This window comes from Candidatus Pelagibacter bacterium nBUS_28, from assembly GCF_051200915.1.
Classification (GTDB): Bacteria; Pseudomonadota; Alphaproteobacteria; order Pelagibacterales; family Pelagibacteraceae; genus Pelagibacter.
The window spans coordinates 222,679-248,552 of record NZ_CP172844.1; the positions used below are offsets into that span (position 1 = coordinate 222,679).

17 protein-coding genes, 1 other RNA gene and 1 pseudogene are annotated in these 25,874 nt (G+C 31.6%); 11 read left to right on the forward strand and 8 right to left on the reverse strand.

Annotated features, from left to right (window positions below; translation table 11 throughout):
- Positions 1 to 2: 2 nt before the first annotated feature.
- Positions 3 to 1,085 (reverse strand): chorismate synthase, encoded by a 1,083-nt coding sequence (gene aroC / locus ACIJYC_RS01140; RefSeq protein WP_435166861.1) that lies wholly within the window; start codon positions 1,083 to 1,085, stop codon positions 3 to 5.
- 31 nt (positions 1,086 to 1,116) lie between these two features.
- On the opposite strand from aroC, the gene pdxH reads away from it, so the two are divergent.
- Positions 1,117 to 1,743 (forward strand): pyridoxamine 5'-phosphate oxidase, encoded by a 627-nt coding sequence (gene pdxH / locus ACIJYC_RS01145; RefSeq protein ID WP_435166864.1) that lies wholly within the window; start codon positions 1,117 to 1,119, stop codon positions 1,741 to 1,743.
- Here pdxH and ACIJYC_RS01150 read toward each other — a convergent pair.
- Positions 1,740 to 2,753 (reverse strand): polyprenyl synthetase family protein, encoded by a 1,014-nt coding sequence (locus ACIJYC_RS01150; RefSeq protein ID WP_435166867.1) that lies wholly within the window; start codon positions 2,751 to 2,753, stop codon positions 1,740 to 1,742. The genes pdxH and ACIJYC_RS01150 overlap by 4 nt on opposite strands.
- Positions 2,754 to 2,867: 114 nt before the next feature.
- On the opposite strand from ACIJYC_RS01150, the gene ACIJYC_RS01155 reads away from it, so the two are divergent.
- From ACIJYC_RS01155 to ppdK, 4 genes are read left to right on the forward strand one after another with little or no spacing between them, the layout of a single operon-like run.
- A complete protein-coding gene (locus tag ACIJYC_RS01155; RefSeq protein WP_435166870.1) occupies positions 2,868 to 3,674 on the forward strand; it encodes a S49 family peptidase in 807 nt (268 codons plus the stop codon).
- Complete coding sequence (locus ACIJYC_RS01160) at positions 3,664 to 4,545, forward strand: glycine--tRNA ligase subunit alpha (RefSeq protein WP_435168068.1); 882 nt, start codon at positions 3,664 to 3,666, stop codon at positions 4,543 to 4,545. Before ACIJYC_RS01155 ends, ACIJYC_RS01160 begins: the two co-directional genes overlap by 11 nt.
- Positions 4,546 to 6,615, forward strand: coding sequence for a glycine--tRNA ligase subunit beta (glyS, locus tag ACIJYC_RS01165; RefSeq protein WP_435166873.1), 2,070 nt, complete (start codon positions 4,546 to 4,548; stop codon positions 6,613 to 6,615).
- A complete protein-coding gene (gene ppdK, locus ACIJYC_RS01170) occupies positions 6,612 to 9,269 on the forward strand; it encodes a pyruvate, phosphate dikinase (RefSeq protein ID WP_435166876.1) in 2,658 nt (885 codons plus the stop codon). The genes glyS and ppdK overlap by 4 nt, the downstream gene beginning before the upstream one ends.
- 202 nt (positions 9,270 to 9,471) lie before the next feature.
- Here the strand turns inward: ppdK and ACIJYC_RS01175 are convergent, their stop codons facing one another.
- The 4 genes from ACIJYC_RS01175 to ACIJYC_RS01190 form a co-directional block, all read right to left on the reverse strand.
- A complete protein-coding gene (locus ACIJYC_RS01175) occupies positions 9,472 to 10,395 on the reverse strand; it encodes an NADP-dependent oxidoreductase (RefSeq protein WP_435087673.1) in 924 nt (307 codons plus the stop codon).
- A 461-nt stretch (positions 10,396 to 10,856) separates the two neighbouring features.
- On the reverse strand, positions 10,857 to 11,153 hold the full coding sequence (locus tag ACIJYC_RS01180; RefSeq protein WP_435166879.1) for a DUF3303 domain-containing protein: 297 nt from the start codon (positions 11,151 to 11,153) through the stop codon (positions 10,857 to 10,859).
- Between the two features lie 306 nt (positions 11,154 to 11,459).
- A complete protein-coding gene (locus tag ACIJYC_RS01185) occupies positions 11,460 to 11,954 on the reverse strand; it encodes a hypothetical protein (protein ID WP_435166882.1) in 495 nt (164 codons plus the stop codon).
- Between the two features lie 3 nt (positions 11,955 to 11,957).
- On the reverse strand, positions 11,958 to 13,184 hold the full coding sequence (locus ACIJYC_RS01190; RefSeq protein ID WP_435166885.1) for an MFS transporter: 1,227 nt from the start codon (positions 13,182 to 13,184) through the stop codon (positions 11,958 to 11,960).
- A gap of 68 nt (positions 13,185 to 13,252) precedes the next feature.
- Between ACIJYC_RS01190 and ACIJYC_RS01195 the strand changes: the two genes are divergently transcribed.
- Positions 13,253 to 19,813 carry an Ig-like domain-containing protein gene (locus ACIJYC_RS01195; RefSeq protein ID WP_435166888.1) on the forward strand — a complete coding sequence of 2,187 codons (6,561 nt, stop codon included), beginning with the start codon at positions 13,253 to 13,255 and terminating at the stop codon, positions 19,811 to 19,813.
- Positions 19,814 to 20,187: 374 nt separating this feature from the next.
- Here the strand turns inward: ACIJYC_RS01195 and ssrA are convergent.
- Positions 20,188 to 20,487: a transfer-messenger RNA gene (ssrA, locus tag ACIJYC_RS01200) on the reverse strand.
- A 4-nt stretch (positions 20,488 to 20,491) separates the two neighbouring features.
- Between ssrA and thyX the strand changes: the two genes are divergently transcribed.
- Positions 20,492 to 21,439: an FAD-dependent thymidylate synthase gene (gene thyX, locus ACIJYC_RS01205; RefSeq protein WP_435166891.1), complete on the forward strand. Its 948-nt coding sequence runs from the start codon at positions 20,492 to 20,494 to the stop codon at positions 21,437 to 21,439.
- Here thyX and ACIJYC_RS01210 read toward each other — a convergent pair.
- Complete coding sequence (locus tag ACIJYC_RS01210) at positions 21,420 to 22,244, reverse strand: Mrp/NBP35 family ATP-binding protein (RefSeq protein WP_435166893.1); 825 nt, start codon at positions 22,242 to 22,244, stop codon at positions 21,420 to 21,422. The genes thyX and ACIJYC_RS01210 overlap by 20 nt on opposite strands.
- Before the next feature lie 51 nt (positions 22,245 to 22,295).
- Here ACIJYC_RS01210 and hflK point away from each other — a divergent pair.
- The 4 genes and pseudogenes from hflK (at position 22,296) to ACIJYC_RS01230 (ending at position 25,874) form a co-directional block, all read left to right on the forward strand.
- Positions 22,296 to 23,398: pseudogene (gene hflK, locus ACIJYC_RS01215) on the forward strand (FtsH protease activity modulator HflK).
- Complete coding sequence (hflC, locus tag ACIJYC_RS01220) at positions 23,399 to 24,268, forward strand: protease modulator HflC (protein WP_435166895.1); 870 nt, start codon at positions 23,399 to 23,401, stop codon at positions 24,266 to 24,268. It abuts the pseudogene before it with no gap.
- Positions 24,269 to 24,277: 9 nt separating this feature from the next.
- Complete coding sequence (locus tag ACIJYC_RS01225) at positions 24,278 to 24,463, forward strand: DUF2065 domain-containing protein (RefSeq protein ID WP_435166897.1); 186 nt, start codon at positions 24,278 to 24,280, stop codon at positions 24,461 to 24,463.
- Between the two features lies 1 nt (position 24,464).
- Positions 24,465 to 25,874 (forward strand): Do family serine endopeptidase, encoded by a 1,410-nt coding sequence (locus ACIJYC_RS01230; RefSeq protein WP_435166900.1) that lies wholly within the window; start codon positions 24,465 to 24,467, stop codon positions 25,872 to 25,874.

The following is a 25,874-nucleotide window of genomic DNA, read 5'->3' on the forward strand; positions in this document are numbered from 1 at the left end:
GACTAACTGCACTGAGCTTTGTGCATTAAGTAATGATCCAATAAAACACAATTCATCATAGCCTCACCTACGGGTACAGCTCTTATTCCTACACATGGGTCATGTCTTCCTTTAACTGATATAGTTGTATTTTTTCCAAATTTATTAATTGTTTTTCTAGTAGTTAAAATTGATGAAGTAGGTTTTACAGCAAATGAGGCAATAATTTCTTGACCACTTGATATGCCACCCAAGATTCCCCCAGCATTATTGGAGTTAAATTTTAACTTTTTGCCTTTTTGAGAAATTTCGTCTGAGTTTTGTTCCCCACTTAATTGTGCTGAGTTCATTCCAGATCCAATGTTTACCCCTTTAACAGCGTTAATACTCATTAAACCAGAAGCAATATCAGAGTCTAGTTTTGAATATATGGGGGCACCTAATCCCGCAGGTATGCCTCTTGCTCTTATTTCAATAACAGCTCCGCAAGAAGATCCAGATTTTCTTACACCTAATAAATATTTTTCCCAAAGTTTAATCATCGATTTATCTGGGCAGAAAAATGGATTTTTAGTTATTACTTTATCGTTCCATTGATTAACATCACATCCTAATATTCCTAGTTGGGTCACTGCACCTATAATTTTAAATTTTTTATCTAACTTATTTTTTAAAACTAGTTTTGCAATTGCACCAGCAGCAACACGAGCTGCAGTTTCTCTTGCTGAAGATCTCCCTCCACCTCTATAATCTCTAATTCCGTATTTTTTAAAATAAGTTAAATCAGCATGTCCTGGTCTAAATTTATCTTTAATGTTTCCATAATCTTTTGATCTCATATCTTTGTTATAAATTATGAGTGATATTGGGGTCCCAGTTGTCTTTCCCTCAAAAACACCAGATAAAATTTGAACTTTGTCATCTTCTTTACGTTGAGTTGTAAATTTTGATTGTCCTGGTTTTCTTTTATCTAGTTCAATTTGTATGTCTTGTTCTTTAATACTTATATTAGGTGGACATCCATCGACTACACAACCTATTGCAGGTCCGTGAGATTCTCCCCAAGTTGAGAAACGAAATAGCTTTCCAAAAGTATTAAATGACATTATTTATAGTATAGATTATTTTGTTTAAATTATGAATCAAAAAAACCCACTTGGTCTGAATAACTGCTTTTTAGATCTAGATAATCCTATTGAATTGTTTAAAGTTTGGATGGATGAAGCAAAAAAATCAGAACCAAATGATCCCAATGCTCTTTCATTAGCAACATCTAACAAGAACAACGCACCATCAGTCAGAATAGTTTTGTTAAAAGAATTTAATCAAAACGGTTTTGTATTTTATACTAATTTAAACAGTCAAAAAGGAAATGAACTAAAAGAAAATCCAAATGCTGCAATGTGTTTTCATTGGAAAAGTCTTTTAAGACAAATAAGAATTAGTGGAACTATAACTCAAGTAGAAGACAGTGCAGCCGATCAATATTATAATTCACGAGGGTATGACAGTAGAATTGGAGCCTGGGCATCAAAACAAAGTAAAGAATTAAAAAATAGAGATGAGCTTGCAAACTCAATTAAAGAGTTCAGGCAAAAGTTTGATGATAAAGATAATGTACCAAGACCTAAACATTGGTCTGGTTGGAATTTAACACCAACTAGAATTGAATTTTGGTTAGATGGAGATAGCAGAATTCATGAAAGATTAAATTATACTATTGATAAAAGTGGTAATTGGATAAAATCTTTATTAAGTCCTTAAAAATTTCTAGCTAGACTGAATGAGGTTAGATTTTTAAGAATTAATTTTTCTTTTGAGTCTTTAAATACTGTAAGAGAGTTTGAGGCAAGATTGATATAATGTTGAGCTTTTTGATAGCACTCATTTATGATGTCATATTTTTTTATTAAAAGAATTATTTTATTAAATTCATCTTTTTCTCTTAAATCTTTTTTAAAAAATTCTGTTAATAATTTTTTTTCATTAATATTTATTTTTTGAAATAATAGAATTACAGGCAAAGTAATCTTACCTTCAAAAAAATCTTGGCCTATCTTTTTACCAAATAATTTTAAATCTGAATTATAATCAAGAGTGTCATCAGCAATTTGAAAAGTTAATCCAAGATTTCGACCATAGAATTCAAGAGCATCTTTTTCTTTAGGCTCGACCTCTGATAAAATTGCGCCTACTTTTGTTGCAGCTGCAAAAAGCTCAGCAGTTTTTGCCGATATAATTTTTAGATAAGTTTCCTCAAGCATATCAACCTCACCTTTATGTTGAAGTTGTAAAACTTCTCCTTGAGCAATTTTTGACGAAGTTGATGACAACAATTTTAAAACTTCTAAATTACCATCCTCTACCATCATTTCAAAACATCTACTTAATAAATAGTCTCCAATTAAAACTGAAGAATGATTATCCCAAACTTTATTTAATGTATCTTTGCCTCTTCTTACAGTACCCTCATCAATTACATCATCGTGCATTAGAGTTGCACTATGAATTAATTCAACACAAGCAGCTAAATTAATATCTCTTGAACCTTTAGAATATCCACATAGTTTTGCTGATCCCAGAGTTAATAGAGCCCTTAATCTTTTACCTCCAGTTTGAATATGGTATTCAGTCATTTTTTGAACCAGCCCGACATCACTCGCTAATTTTGATTTTATTTTTTCTTCAGTAAGAATAAGCTTATCCTCAACAGAATCCTTAAGTTGAAAGTATGAGTCGTTTATTTGATTTTTAAGCTGAACTACAGTTCCCATATTGATTTTAAATTAATATATTTGATATTTATATATTACTTATCAATTGACGCACCTAATTCTTCATTTATAAGTAATTAATATAATCAATAATTAATTCTATAAGGAATAATAATGTTCTCTTTTTTTAAAAAGAAAAAGACCGTAGCTCATATTAAATTAAATGGAGTTATTGGAAATGCCGGAAAATTTAAACAAGGTATTGATTTTGCAGGTCAAGAAGAGCTGATTAAAAAGGCTTTTTCATTAAAAAAAGCCTCATGTGTAGCCATAACTGTAAATTCACCTGGTGGATCACCAGTTCAATCTCATATGATTTATAATTTTATTAGACAACAAGCCACTAAAACAAAAAAAAAAGTAATTGTATTTGCTGAAGATGTTGCTGCATCTGGTGGATATTTAATTTCATGTGCTGGCGATGAAATTTATGCAAATTCAAGTTCAATAATTGGGTCTATAGGGGTTATCTATTCTTCATTTGGGTTTACGGAATTAATAAAAAAAATTGGTGTTGAAAGAAGAGTTCATACAGCTGGAAAAAACAAAAGTACTTTAGATCCTTTTTTAGAAGAAAAAAATGAGGATATAGAAAGATTAAAAAATATTCAGCTAGATTTACATAAAGATTTTATTGATGTAGTAGAGAAAAGTAGAGGATCTAAGTTAAACAAATCCGAAGTAGAACTATTTTCTGGAGAATTTTGGTCTGGAAGTAAAGCTAAAGATTTAGGTCTAATAGATGGAATAGGAGATGCCCATCAAGTTCTTAAAGAAAAATTTGGAAACGATGTTGTCATTAAAAAATTTGAAAAATCTAAAGGTTGGTTAAGTCAAAAACTTTCTTCTTCTAATAATAAATTAGATCAATTAGCCAATATTTTAGATGAAAGGTCAATCTGGCAAAGATATGGTTTCTAAATCAAAAAAACCAAAACAAAAATTTCAATCATTTCAAGATACAATTCTTAATCTTCAAAAATTTTGGAGTAAACAAGGATGTATTGTTCTTCAGCCATATGATATGGAAGTGGGTGCTGGTACATTTCATCCAGCAACAACACTTAGATCGCTAGGCCCAAAACATTGGAAAGCTGCTTATGTGCAGCCATCAAGGAGACCAACAGATGGAAGATATGGTGACAACCCAAATAGATTGCAACATTATTATCAATTTCAAGTTTTAATAAAACCTTCACCAGATAATATAAAGAAATTATATCTTAATAGTTTGTCTGTAATAGGTATTGATCATAATGAACATGATATCAGGTTTGTTGAAGATGATTGGGAAAGCCCAACTCTTGGTGCTGCAGGATTAGGTTGGGAAGTTTGGTGCGATGGTATGGAGATTACACAATTTACATATTTTCAGCAAATGGCAGGTTATGAATGCAAACCTGTTTCAGTTGAAATTACATATGGATTAGAAAGAATATGCATGTTCAATCAACAACAAAAGAATGTTTATGACTTATCATGGAATGATGAGGGGGTAAAATATCATGACGTTTTTCATCAAGCTGAAAAAGAATTTTCTGCATACAATTTTGAGTATGCAAATGTTGAAAGTTTATTAAAAATGTTTGATATGATTGAACAGGAAGCTAAATCTCTTGTAGAAAAAAAAATATCATTACCAGCGTATGATCAATGTTTAAAAGCAAGTCATATATTTAATATTCTTGATGCCAGAGGAGCAATAAGTGTTGCTCAAAGAGCTGGATATATAGGAAGAATACGAGATATAACTAAATTAGCTGCAGGTATTTGGTTAGATAGTCAAAGCTAAATGTCGGAATTTTTTTTAGAATTATTTAGTGAAGAAATACCTTCATCTCTTCAAAAAAGTTTAAGAGAAGAATTGTTAAACAGTTTTATTAAAGAATTTAATGAAAAATCTATTTCATTTAAAAAAAGCTCATCATTTTCAACACCTAATAGATTAGTTATTCTATTTGAAGGTTTACAAAAACAGATAACTTTAAAATCAGAGAAAATAAAAGGTCCAAATGTAAAAGCTCCAGAAGTAGCATTGGAAGGATTTATCAGATCAAATAATATTAATAAGAAAGACCTTTTTAAACAAACAATAGATAAAGGTGAATTTTATTTTTTTAAAACAAAATCGAAAAAGCTTAATACTCAAAATTTATTAGAAGAGTTAGTTCCATCAATACTGCATAAAATTCAGTGGAAAAAATCTATGAGGTGGAGTGATTTTAAACTAAACTGGGGAAGGCCATTAAAATCAATTTTAGCAATATTTGAAAAAAAAAATTTAACTTTTAATTTTCATCATTTAACCTCTTCAAATTCAACATTTATAGATAAAGAGTTTGAGGAAAAAAAAAAGATATTTGTTGATTTTAAAGATTATAATAATTTTTTCAAAAAACTAAATATAACCATAGATCACAATTTAAGAAAAAACTTAATAGAAAAAAAATTAAATGATATTTCTAGTAAGAAAAATATAACAATTGAAAATAATCCTAAGTTACTTGATGAAGTTGTTGATCTAACGGACCAACCAAATGTTATATTGTGTGAATTTGATAGAAAATTTCTAAATATTCCTAAAGAAATTTTAATAATTACTATGCAGTATCATCAAAAATATTTTCCAACTTTTGATAAAAAAGGAAATATTACAAATGAATTTTTAGTTGTGACTAACAAGAAAGATATAAATGGATTAATAAAACTTGGAAATGAAAGAGTTGTAGAAGCTAGATTGAACGATGCCGAGTTTTTTTGGAAAAAAGACAAATCACAAAATCTAGTCAAAAGAGTTTCTATGCTGAAATCTATGAATTATTTCAAAGGTCTTGGAACATATTTTGATAAAGTCCAAAGAATGAGAAAACTAGGTGGAATGCTTTCTGATGAATTATTAATTAGCAAAGATAAAGTTGAATTATCCGCATCGATTTGTAAAGTTGATTTAGTTTCGGAACTTGTGGGAGAGTTTCCAGAACTTCAAGGAATTATGGGAGGTTACTTTGCAGAAGCCCAGGGTTTTGAGAAAGATGTTTGTAAAGCTATAAGTGAACAATATTTACCAGCTGGACTAAACTCAAAAGTACCTAAAAAACCCTACAGCGTGGCATTATCTTTGGCAGATAAAATAGATACTTTAGTCGGTTTTTTTGGAATTAATCAAAAGCCAACAAGCTCAAAAGATCCATTTGCTTTAAGAAGATTGGCTTCAGGAGTAATTAAAACAATAGTTGAAAATAAAAAAGATTTTAAAATAAGAGATTTAATTAGTTATTCAGCTGGCTTGTATTTGGACCAAGGTTTTGAATTTGAAAACAAATCTCTTCAAACTGAATTAGTAAATTTTTTAATGGATAGATTAAAATTTTATATGAAAGAGGAAAAAATTCGTACCGACATTATTCAAGCATCTACTAGCTTTTTAAATCTAGATCAATCAGTGATTGTTTTTGGTAAGGCTAAAAGTTTAAATAAGTTTATTAATAAACCCAATGGTAAAGATGTAGTTTCAAGTTTTAAAAGAGCTTCAAGCATATTAGAAAGCGAGTTAAAGGATAAAAACATAGAATTATCAAATACAACTGACCCTGGTATATTCAAAACTGAATTTGAAAAAAATTTATATAAAAAAATAAATGAATTAAGAAAATACTTTCAAAATATTAATAAAGATGAGGATTTCGAGGAATCCATCAACAATTTGGCTGAGTCCAAAAAAGTAATTTTTGATTTTTTTGATAACGTGATTGTAAATGAAGACGATATCACAATAAAAAAAAACAGACTAGAACTAATCCAAATGTTATGTAAAACATTCGATTATTATGTTAATTTTTCTTTAATCGATTCCCACCAATGAAAAAGCTAATTTTAAATTTCAAATCTAAAGATAGTAAAAAAATAAAAAATTCTAAAAATTTTTTAGGTGGCAAAGGTGCTAATTTATCTGAAATGGGAAGAATGGGTCTTCCAGTTCCACCAGGATTTACAATCTCAACAAAGGTATGTGAACTTTTTTATAAAGATAAAAAAAAATTGAATAAAAATTTAGTAGCCCAAATAAAAAAAGAATTAAAAATAATCGAAAAAGATGTAGGTAAAAAATTTGGAGATTTAAAAAATCCTTTGCTGCTTTCGGTAAGATCTGGAGCAAGAGTATCTATGCCAGGAATGATGGACACAATTTTAAACCTAGGTTTAAACGATAAGACTGTAAGTGCTCTAGCTTTAAAAACTTCAAATAGAAGATTTGCCAAAGATAGTTATAGAAGATTTATTCAAATGTATGGTAATGTAGTAATGGGAGTTGAAGGCTATCATTTCGAGGAATTAATTGAAAATTATAAGCTGACAAAAGGAGTTCTTTTAGATACCGATCTTGATGAAAATGATTGGGATGGTTTGATAATTGATTTTAAAAGAACTGTAAAAGAAAAAGCTAAAAAAGATTTCCCTCAAGATGTTTATCAGCAATTACTTGGAGCAATTAGTGCAGTATTTTTATCCTGGGAAAGCAATAGAGCAAAAGTATATAGAAAATTAAATCAAATCCCTGCTGAATGGGGAACAGCAGTAAATGTTCAGTCAATGGTTTTTGGTAACATGGGTGATGATTGTGCAACAGGTGTTGTATTTACGAGAAACCCCTCAGATGGATTAAACGAAATTTATGGTGAATATTTAATTAATGCACAAGGTGAAGATGTTGTTGCAGGTACTAGAACACCACAATACATAACTAAAAAAGCAAGACAACAAGCTAAAGTTAAAGCTCCTTCAATGGAAGAGGTTATGCCAAATGTTTATAAGCAACTTCACAAAATTTTAAAAAAATTAGAAAAACATTATAAAGACATGCAAGACGTTGAGTTCACAGTTGAAAATAAAAAACTATGGATGCTCCAAACTAGATCAGGAAAAAGAACAGCTAAATCAGCAGTAAAGATTGCAGTTGATATGGTAAAAGAAAAATTAATTTCAAAAAAAGAAGCTGTTTTAAGGATTGATCCTAATTCTTTAGACACATTACTTCATCCAACATTAGATGAGAAAAGCTCAATTAACGTTATAGCTAATGGTTTGCCAGCATCACCTGGGGCTGCAAGTGGAAAAGTTGTTTTTACTTCTGAAGAGGCTGAAAGATTGACCGGAATGATGCAAGATACAATTTTGGTGAGAGTGGAAACGTCACCAGAGGATATTCAAGGAATGCACGCAGCTAAAGGAATTTTAACCGCAAGAGGAGGCATGACAAGTCATGCTGCTGTTGTTGCAAGGGGAATGGGAAGACCCTGTGTGTCTGGCTCTAGTGAAATTGATATAAATTACGAGAACAAATCATTTAAAACTGAGTCTATAGAAATAAAAGAAGGTGAAGTTATAACAATTGATGGATCTACAGGTAGAATTATATCAGGAAGTGTTGCAACTGTGAAACCTGAAATTTCAGGAGACTTTTCAAAATTAATGTCATGGGCAGATAGTTTTAGAAAACTAAATATAAGAACTAATTCAGAAACACCAAAAGATACTAAAACGGCTAAAGATTTTGGAGCAGAAGGTATTGGTCTTTGTAGAACAGAACATATGTTTTTTGATGAAGAGAGAATTTTATCTGTTCGAGAAATGATTTTGTCTAAAACTAAAGAAGATAGAGCAAAAGCACTTGAAAAACTTTTGCCTCATCAAAAAAAAGATTTTATAGAAATTTTCAAAATTATGAATGGTCTGCCAGTTACAGTCAGATTATTGGATCCCCCTCTACATGAGTTTTTACCAAGAACAAATAAAGAAATTGATGAAGTTGCAAATGTGGTAGGACTTTCGACTAAAGAAGTTGAAACTAGAATAGAAGAATTGCATGAACAAAACCCAATGTTAGGACATAGGGGTTGTAGGCTTGGTATATCTTTTCCAGAAATTTATGAAATGCAATGTAGAGCTATTTTTGAAGCATTAGCTGAACTTAAAAAGAAAAAAATTAAATCAGCTTTTCCTGAGATTATGATTCCTCTTGTTTCTACTGAAGCAGAAATAAAAATAATGAAAGATTTAGTAATAAATATTGCAAGTGAGGTTCAAAAACAGAATAAAATTAAAATAGAATTTATGGTTGGTACAATGATTGAATTACCTAGAGCCGCCATAAAAGCAAAAGAAATAGCTAAACACGCTGAGTTTTTTAGTTTTGGAACTAATGATTTAACACAAACAACATTTGGAATTAGCAGAGATGATAGTGGTAAATTTTTAAACGATTATTTAGACAATAAAATATTCTCAATAGATCCATTTATATCTTTAGATGATGGAGTTGCAGACTTAGTTGAAATTGCTGTTGAGAGAGGAAAAAGTCAAAATAAAAAATTAAAACTTGGAATTTGTGGTGAACATGGCGGAGATCCAAAAAGTATTGAGTTCTGTTCTAAAGCAGGTTTGAATTATGTTTCTTGCTCACCTTACAGGGTCCCAATTGCGAGATTAGCTGCAGCTCAAGCAGAATTAAAAAAATAAATAATTACAAATTATAGGGGGCGTTCTGTTGCCAGGTGCCCCGGACCTTGCTACCAAATTCAAGGAAAACTCCCAAAATTTAATCTAGATTATCATAGAATATTCCTAATGTGAATCCCTGTGACGCCACTGTGACGACAGAAATTTGGCAAATAGACTCATGGTTCAGGATTTAAACTTAAATAGCTTGATTATCTAAACTCTATTTAATTGTAAGAACAATTTTACCTTTGGTTCGACCTTCTGCTAGTTTTCCAAAAGCTTCTGAAGCCTGTTCCATTGGATACGTACTATCAATGATAGTCTTAATGGTACCCTGACTAATTAATGTTACAAGTTCTGTTAGCATTGCTCCATCAGGTGACATGAAAAACCATTCAAAGTTTACACCATATTTTTTAGCAAGGTTTTCAGTATCTTGACCCTTAATAGAAATCAGAGTACCTCCTTTTTTTAAAACCTTGAAAGACTTAGCAAGTACATCACCACCGATCATATCAAAGACTAAATCATAATCAGACAATTCATCTTCAAATGACTGAGTGCTATAATCAATTATTAGATCAGCTCCCAAACTTTTAACTAGTTCAGTATTTTTAGAACTTGTAGTCGTTGCAACTGTTGCCCCAAAATGTTTTGCAATTTGGATGGCAAGCGTTCCAACACCACCTGAACCAGCGTGAATCAACACTTTGTCACCTTGCTTAATATTACCTTTCGTAACTAATGCCTGCCATGCTGTCAAACCCGCTAGTGGGACAGATGCCGCGTCTATATGGCTTAGATTTTCTGGTTTAATAGCAAGTTCATTTTCTTGGATACGAGCGAATTCAGCAATAGAGCCAGCGTCTTCTTGATTGGGACGAGCAAACACTTCATCACCAACTTTGACATTAAGTACATCTTTACCAACCTCGACTACTTTGCCTGAAACATCGTAGCCCATAACGTGGGGAAAGCTAAGCTCTAGCATTTCTTTTAGATAACCTGCATGTAGAATATTATCGATCGGATTAATGCTAGCAGCATGCACTTCTACTAGGACAGACTTATCTTGAAGTTTTGGCTTTTCAATATCAATAATTTCAATATTGGCAGTATAATCTTTATAAACGACAGCTTTCATTGTGTATCCTTTTTAATTAAATAATTTTTTAAAATATATCAAAACATAAAGAAAGCTATGTAGTATATATTTTATTAAATAACAATCATTCCATCACCTAGACACCTGATTAGAGGTTTGGTAGGTTTTTGAATTATGAAAAAACTTTTAGGGATTATAGTTCTGGGTTTGTCATGATTGAATATAGAAGAAAAGAGAACTTATGAATGTATTTATAATTTTATCAGTGCTTATAATTGTTATTGGAGTTCTCTTATTAGTAACCACTCCATCAGTATTATTTACATTGAATTGGAAAGAAAAAACGGGAAAAGAAAAAATCCTAATGTTTATATTTTATAGTATTTTGGTTTATATAATAAATATCATTTATTGGATTATAAAATGAAAAAACTTTTAGGTATCGTGATTCTGGGTTTGTTTAGTTACCCTCTTGAATAAGGGTAACTAAATTTTTTTGATTAACCATTTTGATTAGCCATCATAGCTTTAATAGCTTTTCTTGCATTAGCATCATCCAATACTGGTTTAACAATAGGAAAAGTACATGCCCCAGACCAACCCATGATCCATGCTGTTAACGATTCTTGATTATCTGTCTCAACTATTATTAGGCCACTTCCATTAGCTGCATCATGCCAACGACCAATTTGTTTTACATCAGCAGGGTATTCTCCAGCAATTTGCTCATCAGTCATATTTGCAAAAAAAGCTTGTGTCTCTGCTTGCTTGTCTCGATCTAATTGATATGTACACATGAAAATCATTTTATTATCCTTGGTTAAGTTGTTATTTGTATTTATCTACTTTTAACCTAACAGCAATTATAGGAGATGGCCACGCCTCAGTCTTCTTTAACCCTCTTTAGTATTAGCTAATTAACTCAACTTGAGTAAGAGTTCAGGATTTGGTAGTCTTGAACAATGGATAAATTTATTGAGGGTTTGCTGTTGAGTGGGAATGTTTATGCCGAGAATGAAAATTTCATAAAAAAGTATTTATCAAGTAATTCCTTATATAAACAAAACCCTAAGACAGACTTTTTTTGGAAAACACAAAATAAATTAAATTTTTAAATCAAGAAATTTTCTGACTATATCTTTTCTATCCCATCGTTGAATTAAACGAGCTAAATCAAGAGTAGTACCTGATGCAAAATCAGGAAAAATTTTAGTATAATTTTCACCCATTTGAATTGTTTTGTTAGGATTAATTGTTACAAAATTTTTATTTTGTAATAATAAAACCTTTCTTTTAACTGTTTCTCTAGGCATATTTAAAGAGGACGAAATACTTGTCACGGTTAACTTTGGGTCATTTAAGAACTCTGCATTAGAAGATTTTTCAAATTCAAAAGATAATGACTCTAAGGATAATTTTTTATTTTTATTTATTAAATATACATCATAGCTAACTACTACTTGCAATATTATAAAACTTTCAAAATCTAGGTCTAGTCTTTTATTAATTCGCTGATAAAAATTAATTAAAAAAATTGCCCAATCATAAAAACCTGATGAAAAATTTTCATTTTCTTTTATTTTATTTTTAGAGTTCATAAATTATTTGTTTTTAATTTTTAACATGAAATAAAAACCTAATACGAAAAGTAGAGTGTTGGAAAAAAGACCAATTCTCTGAGAAAAGTAATAAGTCATTGTCCCAACTAATAAAGGGCCAACAAATGAAGTAATTCGACCAGAAAATGCAAATAAACCAAAGCTTCTACCTGCTTGCTCTTCACTAATCAGTGATGTCATCATTACACGACTAGCACTTTGTATTATTCCAATAAATATAGAAATGACCATTACGACTGCAAAAAAATTCGATTTACTTACAGCCAGTAATGAAGCATAAATTATACACAATGTTAATGCTACTATACTTATTAAGATTAAATTTTTTGATGAATATTTATCATTTAAATGTCCTCCAACAATTACACTTAAAAAAGCAATAATATTTGAAAAAATAGCCATTTTTATAATTTCATCAAAGCTAAAACCAAATACACCACTTGCATAAACACCTCCTCCACTTATCAGCACAATAAGCGCATCGGCATATAACATTCTTGCTATTAAAAATTTTCCTGCTTCAGTTAATTTATTTTGCCAAATTATTTGAGTTAAAGATTTAAAATTTAAATGATTTGTTTGTATATCTTTAGAAGTTTTATCCCTAAAAAAGAAAAGCATAGGAATGGCGAATATAAAAAACCACAAAGCAACTATGAGTGCAGTGAATCGAATATTTTCAAATTCTTGTTTATTAAGATCAAATAAAACTGTGTCTGATAAAACAAAGAAATAAAGCACAATCAATAATACTGGAATTGTTCCTAAATACCCTAACCCAAAACCTAAGCCTGATGTTGTGCCAAGTTTATTTTTTTCAGATGCTTGTTGTAACAGTGAATTATAAAAAATTTGCGCAATTTCATAACAATAATTTGAACATAAAAAAATTATTAATGTGTAAAAAATAAAACTAGTTTCTGGTTTTGAAAACCAAAATAAACACGTTATGAGAATACATAGGATTGTAAATATGCGTAAAAAATTTATTAAACCATTTTTTCTTTTATCTGCTAGGATGCCAAAATAAGGGCCTGTTATAGCAATTAATAAACCACAAACTCCCGTCGTCCATTGCCAGTAGGCAGCACCTAATTGCGCATCACCAACAATTTGCCTTGCAAAATAGGTAGAAAATATAAACGTAATGATGATGGCTGAAAAAGAAGAATTAGCAAAATCATACATTCCGTAGTTTAATTTTTTCACACTATGAACATCACCATTTTAGTGACATTTGCAACCCATAATGAGCACTTTTGGAGATAAAAAACAATGTGTTCAAAAATTTAAAAATAAACATTCTATTTGTTATTATATTTTCTCTTACAAGTTTTGATTTATTAGCTGCTAATAGATTTTGGGTTGCTGCCAATGATGGAACTACAAAATATTATGATGACCCAGCCAATTGGTCAAATACGTCAGGTGGGAATGGTGGATTTTCTACACCAACTCAAAATGATATTGTTAAATTTGATGGTGGTAGTTCTGTTACCTGTACAATTAGGAGGGGAGCAAATGCTAAGCAACTAAAATTAATGCCCCCCTTTAATGGTACTGTAAAAATAAATGATGGTAAAACTCTTAGAATAACTGAACATCTAAGCATATATAGTGGAAGCACCCTATTGGTTGGAACTAATTCACAATTGTTTACAAATAAAAATACCTCTTGGATTTATTCTGGGGGTACTCTCTCAGCAACTAACGCAAAAAAAGTACAATTTTTTTCAGTGCTAGCTATTGCATCTGGTGGAACTTTTTTAGCTCCTTCCTTGCATACAGTTTTCAAAGGTGGTTTTAGAAATGCGGGAACATTCACACATAATAATGGTACAGTAAATTTTTCTCCAAAAGATGGTAGTTATCAAGTTGTAACGGGCGGCACTGGCACTGGTAAGGATTTTTACAATGTAATAAAAAGTTCAGGAAAAGTTTACAAGATGAACGGAGATATGCAGGTTAATAATATTCGATTTAATAAAGGTGTATGGAATGTAAATGGAAATGATTTGTACGTTAAGGGAAATTACACTGCTTATGGAACTAATCGGCGTGAGGTAACTAACACAAGTGCTTCAACATCAGTAATATTTAATGGAAGTAGTAATCAAACTATTATAGCTCATCATACAAATAGTTTTCCTAGTTTTGAAAATTTAACTATAACCAATACTTCTGGTGTTGTTTCATTTTCTATAAAGGATGTAGATATAGATAAAACTCTTACCATTAACTCTGGAGCCACTCTTGACATAGAAGGAAATAATTTTGATGCTACAACGTTAGTTAACAATGGAACTTTTAAATTACAAGGTGGAGAAACATTAGCTATTACTAACAAAGATACAGACTCAGGAACAATTACTTATGATGGATCAGGCTCCTACACTGATTTAGAGTACGGCGATGATTATTATAATCTAATTTTAAATGGTACTGGCACTTTCGCTCTTGATGCTAATTTAAATGTTGATGGAGCGCTAACAATTACAGATGGAACACTCGATGTTTCCTCAGATGATAGAAGTATTAATGTTGCAGGAAATTGGACAAATAGTGATATTTTTAAATCTAGATCAGGTACAGTCACTTTTGATGGAACGTCAACTATTACCTCGGGTGGTATCACCGATCAAGCACAAGATTTTTACAATGTTATTTTAAGTGGTAGCGCAGGTACACAATCTACAAACCACGTAGATGTTGATAATGATTTTACAATTAGCTCCTCTGGAACCTGGAACACAAGTGGGCTTTGTCTTTTTGTGGCAGGCACTACAACCACAGGTAGTGGTACATTAACGAATACAACTCTTCCAACTGTTACTTTTGATCCTGCCAACTCTGATAATGATGTTCAACCTACAGAAAACATTACATTAACTTTTAATCATGCCATGCGTAACACAGATGATAGCGCTTTAACAAACACTAACGTTGATAGTCTTATCACTTTAAAAGTGAATAATTCAAGCGGTGCAGATATTGCTTTTGATGCTACGATTGATTCTGATAAAAAAGTTATTACTATTAATCCTGACAGCAATCTTACAGGCCAACAAAATGTGTATGTAGCAATAGGTGCTACAGTTGAAGATCAAACTTGTGGACAAGCAATTACTGCAGCCAATGCAACTTTTACTGTTGTTGATACTGATGTTCCAACACTAACATCATCTACTCCTACTGATGGCGCAACAGAGGTAGGTGTTAATGATAATATTGTTCTAAATTTTAGTAAAGCTGTTGACGCTGAGAGTGGTAATATTGTTATTTATAAGGCTTCTGATGATTCTGAAGTTGAGTCAATTCCTGTCGGCAATGCTAAAGTCTCTGGATCAGGATCAACTCAAATTACTATTAACCCAGCATCAACTTTAGACAGTTCAACTGCCTACTATGTTCAAATTGCTGCAACTGCTTTTGATGATAGTTCTAGTAATTCTTATGCTGGGATTAATGATAAGACTTCGCTTAACTTTACAACGGCTGACGTTAATGCACCAACCTTATCGTCATCTACACCAGCTGATGAAGCTACTGGTATTGCAGTTGATACAAATATTGTACTTAATTTCAATGAAGCTGTTGATGCTGAAAGTGGAAATATAATTATCTATAAATCTTCTGATGACTCTCAAGTAGAGTCTATACCTGTTGGTGATGCTAAGGTATCTGGATCAGGCTCTACAACAATAACAATAAATCCTTCGACAACATTAGATGGATCAACGGCTTATTATGTACAAGTAGCTGCTACCGCGTTTGATGATAGTTCGAGTAATTCGTATGCAGGTATTAGTGATGCCACAACCCTTAATTTTACAACAGCAGATATAGGTGCACCAACCCTATCATCATCTACTCCAGCTGATGGCGCTACAGGTATTGCTGTAGATGCAAATATTGTTTTAACATTCAATGAAGCTGTTGATGCTGAAAGTGGAAATATTATTATCTATAAAACATCTGATGACTCTGAAGTAGAATCAATTCCAATTGGTAATGCTAAAGTTTCAGGTTCAGGATCAACAGAAATTACCGTTAATCCAGCAACTACCCTAGACAGTTTTACAAGTTATTATGTTAAAATTGAAGCAACAGCATTTGATGATAGTTCTAGTAATTCATATGTGGGAATAACAGATACAACTACACTTAATTTTACTACTGCAGACGTTGAAGCACCAACTCTAACTTTTAGTCCTTTAGATGGTACAACTGGTATTGCAGATAACACCAATATTACAATTATCTTTGATGAAGCAATAAGAAATACAGATAATTCAGAACTAACAAACTCTAATATCGACACTCTAATTACACTTAAAGAAGATAACTCTAGTGGCTCAAATATTGATTTTGATGCTACTATCGACTCTGATAAAAAAATTATTACGATAAATCCTAATAGTGATTTTTCAAGTGAACAAGTTGTATATGTTGCAATTGGGGCTACTGTTGAAGACTCCTCAAATAACGCGATAAGTGCATCAAATATAAGCTTTACTGTTGCTGCTCCTACTTCACCACCATCTTTAACATTTAACCCTTCAGATAACAGTACAGGTAACGCTGTTGACACTAATATTACAATTACTTTTGATAAAGCTATTAGACATATTGATGATACAGATATTGCTGATACAGATATTGATAGTTTAATTACATTAAGAAAAACAAACTCTTCAGGAAATAGAATACCTTTTAATGCTACTATAGATAATACTAAAAAAGTTATAACGATCAACCCCTCAAGTAACTTTTCTAGCAGTCAAGTAGTCTATGTAGAAATAGGTGCATCCGTTGAAGATTATTATAATAACGCAATATCAAACTCGTCTATAACATTTACAGTTGCTGATACTGTAGCCCCAACTATTACTTTTAATCCAACTAACGGTGAAACTGATGTAACCGTTAGTTCAAATATTACTCTTACTTTTAATGAAGCAATACGAAATACAAATAATACAGTTTTAACCAACACTAATGTCGATAGTTTGATAACATTAAAAAATTCAGATGAAGATGGAGATAATATTAGTTTTAACGCTACAATTAACTCAGATAAAAAAATTATTACTATTAATCCTAATAGTAATTTTTCTAGTGAACAAGTTGTTTATGTGGCAATTGGAACAACAGTTGAAGATTCATCAGATAATGCAATAACAGCTCAATCCATTACTTTTACAGCCGCTGACTCAACACCACCAACAGTAACTTTTAGTCCAGCTGACTCAGAGACTGGTATTGCTGTTAATTCTGATATAACAATTGCTTTTGATGAAGTAGTTCGAAATATTGATAATACATCTTTAACAGATGCCAACGTTGGTAGTCTAATTACTTTAAAAGAAACTAATACTAATGGATCTGATATTAGTTTTACGGCATTAATAGATTCCACAAAACAATTAATTACCATAACGCCAGATAATAGTTTTTCGAGTGAACAAGTTGTGTATGTGGCAATTGGTGCTACTGTAGAAGACTCTTCAGACAATGCAATAAGTGCAAGTTCCATAACATTTACGGCAGCTGATTCCACTGCACCAGAGGTCACTTTTGATCCAGCAGATACATCAACAGGTGTGCCTATTACTGCAAATGTTACCCTAACATTTGATGAAGCTGTAAGAAATCCAGATGACTCTGAGTTAACAAATTCAAATGTTGGAAATTTAATTACACTCGAGTATGTATCAGATAACGCATCTATTGATTTCACAGCAACTATTGATTCAGACAAGAAAGTTATAACCATTAACCCTGATGCAAATTTTATAAGTGGTAGGTTTGTGCGTGTAGAAATACAAGCACTTGAAGATTCATCAAATAATACAATGTCAGCAACATCAGGCACTTTTAGTGTTACGGATTCAACGGCTCCAGTTGTTACTATTGATCCAGCAGATGGATCAACATTAGTTGCACTTGATACTGATGTAATTATTACCTTTAATGAAGAAGTAAGATTACTTGATAACTCTGCTATTAATAATACAAATGTTGATAGCTTAATAACTCTAAAGGACAGCAATTCAACTGGGGCAGATATTGCTTTTGATGCCACTATAAATTCTGACAAGACAATTATAACTATTGATTTAGTAAGTGATATTGCAAGTGAGCAAACAGTTTATGTGGCAGTTGGAGCTACAGTTGAAGACTCTTATGGTAATGCAATAACCGCAACATCATCTACTTTTACGGCAGCAGATAAACTGCCACCTAGTGTAGAAATTGAAGCTGTTATTACAGCATCTATTGCCCACAATTCAGATATTACTTTTACTTTTAGTGAGGCAATTCGAAATTTAGATGACACAGCTTTAACAAATTCCGATGTTGCAAGTTTAATGACATTAAAAGATACAGATGAAAATGGAGCTGATATTCCATTTGTTGCAACAATTAATTCTGCAAAAACTATTATTACAATTGATCCTGTCAGCAATTTTACAAGTGCACAAAAAATATATGCAGCAATTGGTGCAACGGTAGAAGATTTTGCGGATAATGTTATTCCAGCTTCAAGTAAAACTTTTACTGCAGAGTTTTTAAAAGAGGATTTAGAAAATCCATTTAATGAAAAGGATGTTATTGCTTTAATAGATGCTCAAAGAGAAACTTCTAAACGTTTTATAGAACAATCATCTTATGCTGTATTGAATAGAATGGAGTGGTTAAGAAGAAACAGAGATGTTAATAATTTATCTGAACAAGGAATCAAAATTAAATTTAGTGATGAAGAATATACAGAAATTGCCACTGCGTTAAATTTTGATAAATATATAAATCGTACCAAAGATTTATTTAACAATAATTGGGCTTTTTGGAGCGAAGGTACAGTTACATTGGGTGAAATAGACAATACCTCGCTTGCTTCACTGCAAGAAATTCAAACAACAGGTATTACAATTGGTGTTGATAAAAAAGTAAGCGATAGAAGAATGTATGGTTTTGCACTTAGAGTTGGTCTCGATGATGTAGATATAGGTACATCTGACACTAACCTAAAAACAGATATGTTTAGCTTATCTTCTTATGCAACCTTTCCATTTAATAATAAAACTTTTATTGATACGAATATAGGTATTAGCAGTTTAAAAATTGACTCAAGACGAAAACATGAAGCAGGATTTTTAAATGGCGACAGAAATGGTAATCAAATTTTTGGATCAATTGTCTATGGAGGTGAATTTATAAAAAAAGATTTAAATATATCTCCTTATGGAAGAATTGATCTAGGATATACTATTTTAGATGAATATTTAGAAAGTGGTAAAATTTCAGCTCTAAAATACAATGAAATGAAAATTGAAAATAGTAAATCATCATTGGGTTTTCTAATTAATAATTCGTATGAAATTAACAATTTAAAATTTAAACCATTTAGTCGTTTTGAATATGGAAGAGGAAGTATCGACTCAAATGATACAATAGTTTCGTATCATAAAGCATATCCAAATACTAATTATACAAATAAAGGTGAAAATAAATTATCAGATAATTATAGAGTCACCATTGGAACAGATTTAGATATTGGAAAAAATATTTTCTATACTGCAAGTTTTGAGAGAAATGAAGAAATTGATTCAGGTTATACTAATACTATGAATTTTGCAGGATCTTACTTAATAAAACCAAACGCAGAACTAAGTTTTCATTCCAATTTAACAAATGAAAACACTTCACAATTTTCAATACAATATGATCAGCAATCCACGTCTGGGTGGGATTTAAATTACAACATTGAATTACAAAATAGTTTTAATGTTAATTATGAAAGTAATGTTGGTATTAATGTTAAAAAAATTTTTTAAAAGTTTAATTAAGTAGAAGACTAATGAATAAAATCCTTTCAATTTTAGCCACGCCTCAGGCTTCTTAAATAATAATTAAACTAAATAAGATAAACCAGCAATGCCTCTTGCTTCAGGAACTGTTTGAGGTTTTGAAGGTTGTTGCATGTACTGGCTTTGTAGTCGATAGTCATTCATGAAACTAGATCCTTCAGCAAACTTCTTTCTTTTAATGCTTATTTCATCTTTAATGAAATCAATGAACGGTGATTTATAAACTTCCCGTTCATTTTTTTAATAGACGCCATTACATTTTTCCTTTCCACGACGCCACTGTGACGCCAACTTTATTATTTCTTTCTAAAAGTGTTGCAGGAGCTATGAATCTGTAATGAAGTAGGGGCGTTCTGTTGCCAGGTGCCCCAAACCCCGTCTACTTAATTAACAAAGTTAATTAGGCAGCAAGTGCGTAACTTTCGTTAGCAATTATAAATTAGCCCGTCACGGTGGAACAATCCCGAACGAAAGAATAGCCTTTAGTCATCCGTCGAATCTAGTTCACCCCCATAAGTTGTAATGGTGGAGGTGGTGGGTACTGCCCCCACGTCCGCAATGGTTATTACGAAATTCGTTTATCGTCGTAGTTGGAAAACCAACATTATTAATATAAAAGGAATTACAACAGATTCAATAACAATCATGAAATTAACTAAAGAACAGTCAGAAGAAATAAAAAATCAACAAAGTCAGAGCAATGCTACCAAAAGAGTTACTGCTCCTGAACTTGAAAAAATCCTCTATGAAGCATTACCAGCCCTAGACCACGGCTTTGTAAGAGTAATTGATTATATGGGTGATGATACATCTATAGTTCAATCAGCAAGAGTTTCTTATGGAAAAGGAACTAAGCAAGTTTCAACTGACAAAGGTTTAATTAAATATTTAATGAGACACTGGCACAGTACGCCATTTGAAATGTGTGAAATAAAATACCACATTAAGCTTCCAATATTTATAGCAAGACAATGGATCAGACATAGAACTGCAAATGTGAATGAATATTCTGCTAGATATTCAATTTTAGATAAAGAGTTTTATTTACCTTCCCAAGATAATTTGGCTGCCCAATCTACTAGCAACAGACAAGGTCGAGGAGATGTATTGGAAGGAGAGCAAGCAAAAGAAGTTTTAGAACTTTTAAAAAATGATGCTGAAAGAACTTACGATAATTATGAGACGATGTTGAATGAGAGATTTGATGGCTCAACTATTGATGAAAATAAAAAGGGTTTAGCAAGGGAGCTTGCTAGAATGAATTTAACTCTAAATACCTATACTCAATGGTACTGGAAAACTGATTTATTAAACTTAATGAACTTTTTAAGACTAAGAGCTGATAGTCATGCTCAATATGAAATTAGAGTGTATGCAGATATTATGTTGGATACAGTAAAAAAATGGGTTCCAATAACTTATGATGCATTTATGGATTACAGAGTTGGTGGCACTGAAGTTTCAGCTAAAGGAAAAGTAATTATTCAAAAACTTATTAAAGGTGAAAATGTAGATGTAGATAGCTCGGGACTCTCAAAAAGAGAGTGGAACGAACTAATGATAGCTTTTGATATTAAAGATAAGTTGATTTAATTTTATTTGCAAAATCTAAATAAATTTTAGAGATTTCGTGTTCAGGATTAGCCTCAACAATAGGCTTACCCTCATCACCAGTTTTACCAACCTCAGGGTTAATAGGAATTTCTCCTAAAAATTCTTTTTCAAATTCTTCTGCAGTTCTTCTAACACCACCCTCACCAAAAATTTTATATTTCTTGCCATCATCCCCAGTAAAATAACTCATGTTATCGACTAATCCTAAAATTTTAACTCCGAGTTTATCAAACATTTTAATTCCTCTTTTAACGTCTAATAAAGCTACCTCTTGAGGAGTAGAAACTATGATTGCTCCATCCATTTTAATTTCTTGTGAGAAAGTTAATTGAGTATCTCCAGTTCCTGGAGGCATATCAACGATTATAAAATCTAGATCTTTCCAATTAACTTTTTGAGTAAAAGTTTTAATAGCACTTGTTACCATAGGGCCACGCCAAATCATTGGAGTTTGTTGATCAGCTAAAAAACCAATAGACATACATTGGATGTCATACTTTGTAATTGGATCTAATTTTTGACCATCACTTTTAGGCTTTTCATTGATGTCAAACATTTTAGGAATTGATGGACCATAAATATCAGCATCGAGTAGACCAACTTTACAACCAATCTGTTTTAAGGCTAAGGCAAGATTCGTTGCAAATGTAGATTTTCCAACTCCTCCCTTTGCACTTGAAATTGCAATCGTAAACTTAGTTCCTAAGATCGGATTTTTTGTAAATTTCCTAGGTTCCAGCTTCTTTTTCATTGCGTCACTTAGTTCTGGTTTTTTGACAGTCATAATTTCATCATTACTTGTTTTTTATCATAAAGACACTATATACTTTGTCATATGTCAGATGATTTTAAAGGCAGAGGTGGAAGTCCATGGGGAGCGCCCCCAGGTGGAAGTGGAAATGGCTCAGGTAGAGGACCAACACCACCCGACATCGATGCGATTATAAGAGATATTCAAAACAAAATTAATAAATTTTTACCTGGTGGAAGTAAATCAGGTGGAAAACCAATTGGTTTAATTTTAATTGTTTTACTTTTTGTGTGGTTAGCAAGTGGGCTATATAGAGTATTACCAGATGAACAGGGTGTAGTACTTAGATTTGGTAAATTTATAAAAACAACTCAACCAGGTCTTAACTATCATATTCCCTTCCCAATAGAGACTGTTGAAACCCCTAAGGTGACAAAAGTTAATAGAATGGATATTGGTTTTAGATCTGAAAGAGATAGTGGTTTTTCTTCAGGTGGAGGTGTAGCGGATGTACCTCAAGAAAGTTTAATGTTAACTGGTGATGAAAATATTGTGAACATCGACTTTTCTGTATTTTGGGTAATTAAAGATGCCGGCAAGTTTTTATTTGAAATTCAAGATCCCGAAGGAACTGTAAAAGCTGAGCAGAGACTGCTATGAGAGAAGTAATTGCTAAAAGTGATATTCAACCAATTTTAACTGAGGGAAGAGCTAAAATTGAAGTTGAAACTCAAGATATTATACAATCAATTTTAGATGAATATAATAGCGGAATTCAAATTACTCAGGTTCAAACTCAAAAAGCGGATCCACCAGATCAAGTAATTGATGCATTTAGAGATGTACAGGCTGCAAGAGCGGACATGGAAAGATCTAAAAACGAGGCCGAAGCTTATGCTAATGATGTAATTCCAAGAGCAAGAGGGGAAGCTGCAAAAATTTTACAAGCCGCAGAAGCGTATAAACAGAAAGTTGTTGCATCAGCAGAGGGTGAAGCAAGTAGATTTGTTTCAATTTTTAATGAATACGACAAAGCAAAAGAGGTTACTCAAGAGAGAATGTATTTAGAGACTATGGAGAAAGTTTTAGCTGATATTGAAAAAGTAATTATTGAGAAAAATGCTGGATCGGGAGTTGTTCCTTATTTACCATTACCAGAACTCGGTAAAACGAAAGCAAGTAATTAAATGAAAGCACAAAAAATATTATTACCAATAGTAGCTGTATTAGGTGCTTTAGTATTCTTTTCAGTATTTATTGTAAAAGAGGTTAATCAAGCAATTGTTTTACAATTTGGTGATCCTAAAAAAATTATAGTTGAACCAGGTATAAATTTTAAGCTACCTTTTATTCAAAACGTTGTTTTTTTAGATAGTAGGATTTTAAATTTAGATACTCCACCAGCAGAGGTTATTGCATCTGACCAAAAGAGATTAATCGTAGATGCCTTTGCAAGATTTCAAATTATTGATCCTTTAAAATTCTATATCTCTGTTGGAAATGAAAGAGTTGCAAGATCAAGATTAGCAACAATTATAAACTCAAGAATTAGAAATGTTCTTGGTCAACAAGAATTACAAACGTTATTATCAAAAGATAGATCTAAACAGATGTCTTTAATTCAAGAAGGAGTGAACACAGAAGCTCAAAAGTTTGGTATTAAAATTGTAGATGTGAGAATTAAAAGAGCTGATCTTCCTCAAGCAAACAGTGATGCTATTTATAGAAGAATGCAAACTGAAAGAGAAAGAGAAGCAAAGGAATTTAGAGCAAGAGGTGCTGAGATGGCAGTAACTATTACATCAACTGCAGATAAAGAGGTTTCAGTAATTTTAGCGAATGCCAACAAAGACTCTGAGATCATGAAAGGAGAAGGTGATGGTGAAAGAAATAAAATCTTCGCTGAAGCCTTTGGAAGAGATCCTGAATTCTTTGCATTTTATAGAGCGATGCAAGCGTATGAAACAGCTTTAATTGGTGGAGATACATCATTAATATTATCTCCTGATAGTGAATTTTTTAAGTTTTTTGGAAATATAAAACCTAAATCAGAATAATCTACTTTTATGAAGGAATTGATCATAGCTTTTGGTCTCTTTCTTTTCATAGAAGGAATTTTGTATGCCATATTTCCATCAAAAATGAAAAGTATGTTAAAGAAGTTAGAACTTGTAAATGATAGTCAATTAAGAACAGGTGGGCTAATTTTTGCAATTATAGGATTTGTAATAATTTATTATATAAAAAGTTAATATGGAAAAAATTAAATTTATATTTTTAACACTTATTTTTACTTTGAGTTTTTCTATACAGTCAAATTCAAAAACTGTACCAGCATCTTTTGCAGATCTTGCTGAAAGATTGATGCCATCGGTTGTTAATATTTCAACTACACAAACAGTAGTGACTAATTCAAATCCATTTCCGTTTACTTTTCCACCAGGTTCACCATTTGAGGATATGTTCAGGGAGTTTGGAACTCCACAAGAAAGAAAGTCATCTGCTTTAGGCTCAGGTTTTATAATTGATGCAAAAGGGATAGTGGTTACTAATAATCATGTCATTCAAAATGCAGAAGACATTGTTGTAAGAGTAAATGGAGATGAAGAATATAAAGCAAAAGTAATTGGTGCCGACCCTTTATCAGATATTGCAGTGCTTCAACTAGAAACAGATGATAAATTTACTCCTGTCAGTTTTGGAGACTCAGATAAAGCTAGAATTGGAGATTGGGTTATTGCAATTGGAAACCCATTCGGCTTGGGAGGAACGGTGACTTCAGGAATTATATCTGCCAGGAATAGATCAATTGGATTATCAAGATATGAAGATTATATACAAACGGATGCATCCATTAATTCTGGAAACTCAGGTGGTCCATTATTTGATATGAATGGAGATGTAATCGGAATTAATACCGCAATACTTGGAAGAAATGGATCAATTGGAATTGGTTTTTCAATTCCAGCAAACAGTGCAAAAATAGTCATTGATCAATTAATAGAATTTGGTGAAACTAAAAGAGGTTGGTTAGGGGTAAGAATTCAAGATGTTACTCAAGAAATTGCTGATGTTGAAAAATTAGATGAACCAAGAGGAGCATTAGTTGCAAGTGTTGCAGAAAGTAGCCCATCTGCCAAAGGTGGAATAAAAGCTGGAGATATTATCTTAGAGTTTAATGGAGTTAGAATAAATCAAATGAAAGAATTACCAGCAATTGTTGCAAAAACAAAAGTTGGAACTACAGTTAAAGTTAAAATTTGGAGAAACAAAAGAGAAATTACCAAAAGTATTCTTCTTGGAAGATTAGAAACATCAGATGATTTTAAAGTTAGCGAGAAAAAATCTGACGCCCCTAAAGATACAATTATAGAGGACTTAAAAATTACGGTTAGAAAATTAACCAAAGAAGATATAAAGACTAGAAAACTTCCCAATCAAACCTCAGGATTAGTTATTACGCAAATAGGAAATACTAGCCCGTTACTTAAATCAATAGAGGCTAATAATATTATAGTTGAAGCACAAAAAATAAAAATTAAAAGTGCAAAAGATTTAGAAAAAATTGTTAAAGATGTTTTAAAATCTAATCAAAAAACAATTTTACTAGCAATATATAACAGTCAAAATCAAAGAAGATACATTGGTATTAAATTAGATTAA

Coding starts and splice junctions, on each gene's coding strand:
- glyS (WP_435166873.1), top strand. CDS start 4,546: ATGTCGGAATTTTTTTTAGAATTATTTAGTGAAGAAATACCTTCATCT.
- ACIJYC_RS01155 (WP_435166870.1), top strand. CDS start 2,868: ATGTTCTCTTTTTTTAAAAAGAAAAAGACCGTAGCTCATATTAAATTA.
- ACIJYC_RS01175 (WP_435087673.1), bottom strand. CDS start 10,395: ATGAAAGCTGTCGTTTATAAAGATTATACTGCCAATATTGAAATTATT.
- ACIJYC_RS01180 (WP_435166879.1), bottom strand. CDS start 11,153: ATGTGTACATATCAATTAGATCGAGACAAGCAAGCAGAGACACAAGCT.
- ACIJYC_RS01185 (WP_435166882.1), bottom strand. CDS start 11,954: ATGAACTCTAAAAATAAAATAAAAGAAAATGAAAATTTTTCATCAGGT.
- ACIJYC_RS01150 (WP_435166867.1), bottom strand. CDS start 2,753: ATGGGAACTGTAGTTCAGCTTAAAAATCAAATAAACGACTCATACTTT.
- ACIJYC_RS01225 (WP_435166897.1), top strand. CDS start 24,278: ATGAAGGAATTGATCATAGCTTTTGGTCTCTTTCTTTTCATAGAAGGA.
- aroC (WP_435166861.1), bottom strand. CDS start 1,085: ATGTCATTTAATACTTTTGGAAAGCTATTTCGTTTCTCAACTTGGGGA.
- ACIJYC_RS01230 (WP_435166900.1), top strand. CDS start 24,465: ATGGAAAAAATTAAATTTATATTTTTAACACTTATTTTTACTTTGAGT.
- ppdK (WP_435166876.1), top strand. CDS start 6,612: ATGAAAAAGCTAATTTTAAATTTCAAATCTAAAGATAGTAAAAAAATA.
- ACIJYC_RS01160 (WP_435168068.1), top strand. CDS start 3,664: ATGGTTTCTAAATCAAAAAAACCAAAACAAAAATTTCAATCATTTCAA.
- pdxH (WP_435166864.1), top strand. CDS start 1,117: ATGAATCAAAAAAACCCACTTGGTCTGAATAACTGCTTTTTAGATCTA.
- hflC (WP_435166895.1), top strand. CDS start 23,399: ATGAAAGCACAAAAAATATTATTACCAATAGTAGCTGTATTAGGTGCT.
- ACIJYC_RS01210 (WP_435166893.1), bottom strand. CDS start 22,244: ATGACTGTCAAAAAACCAGAACTAAGTGACGCAATGAAAAAGAAGCTG.
- thyX (WP_435166891.1), top strand. CDS start 20,492: ATGAAATTAACTAAAGAACAGTCAGAAGAAATAAAAAATCAACAAAGT.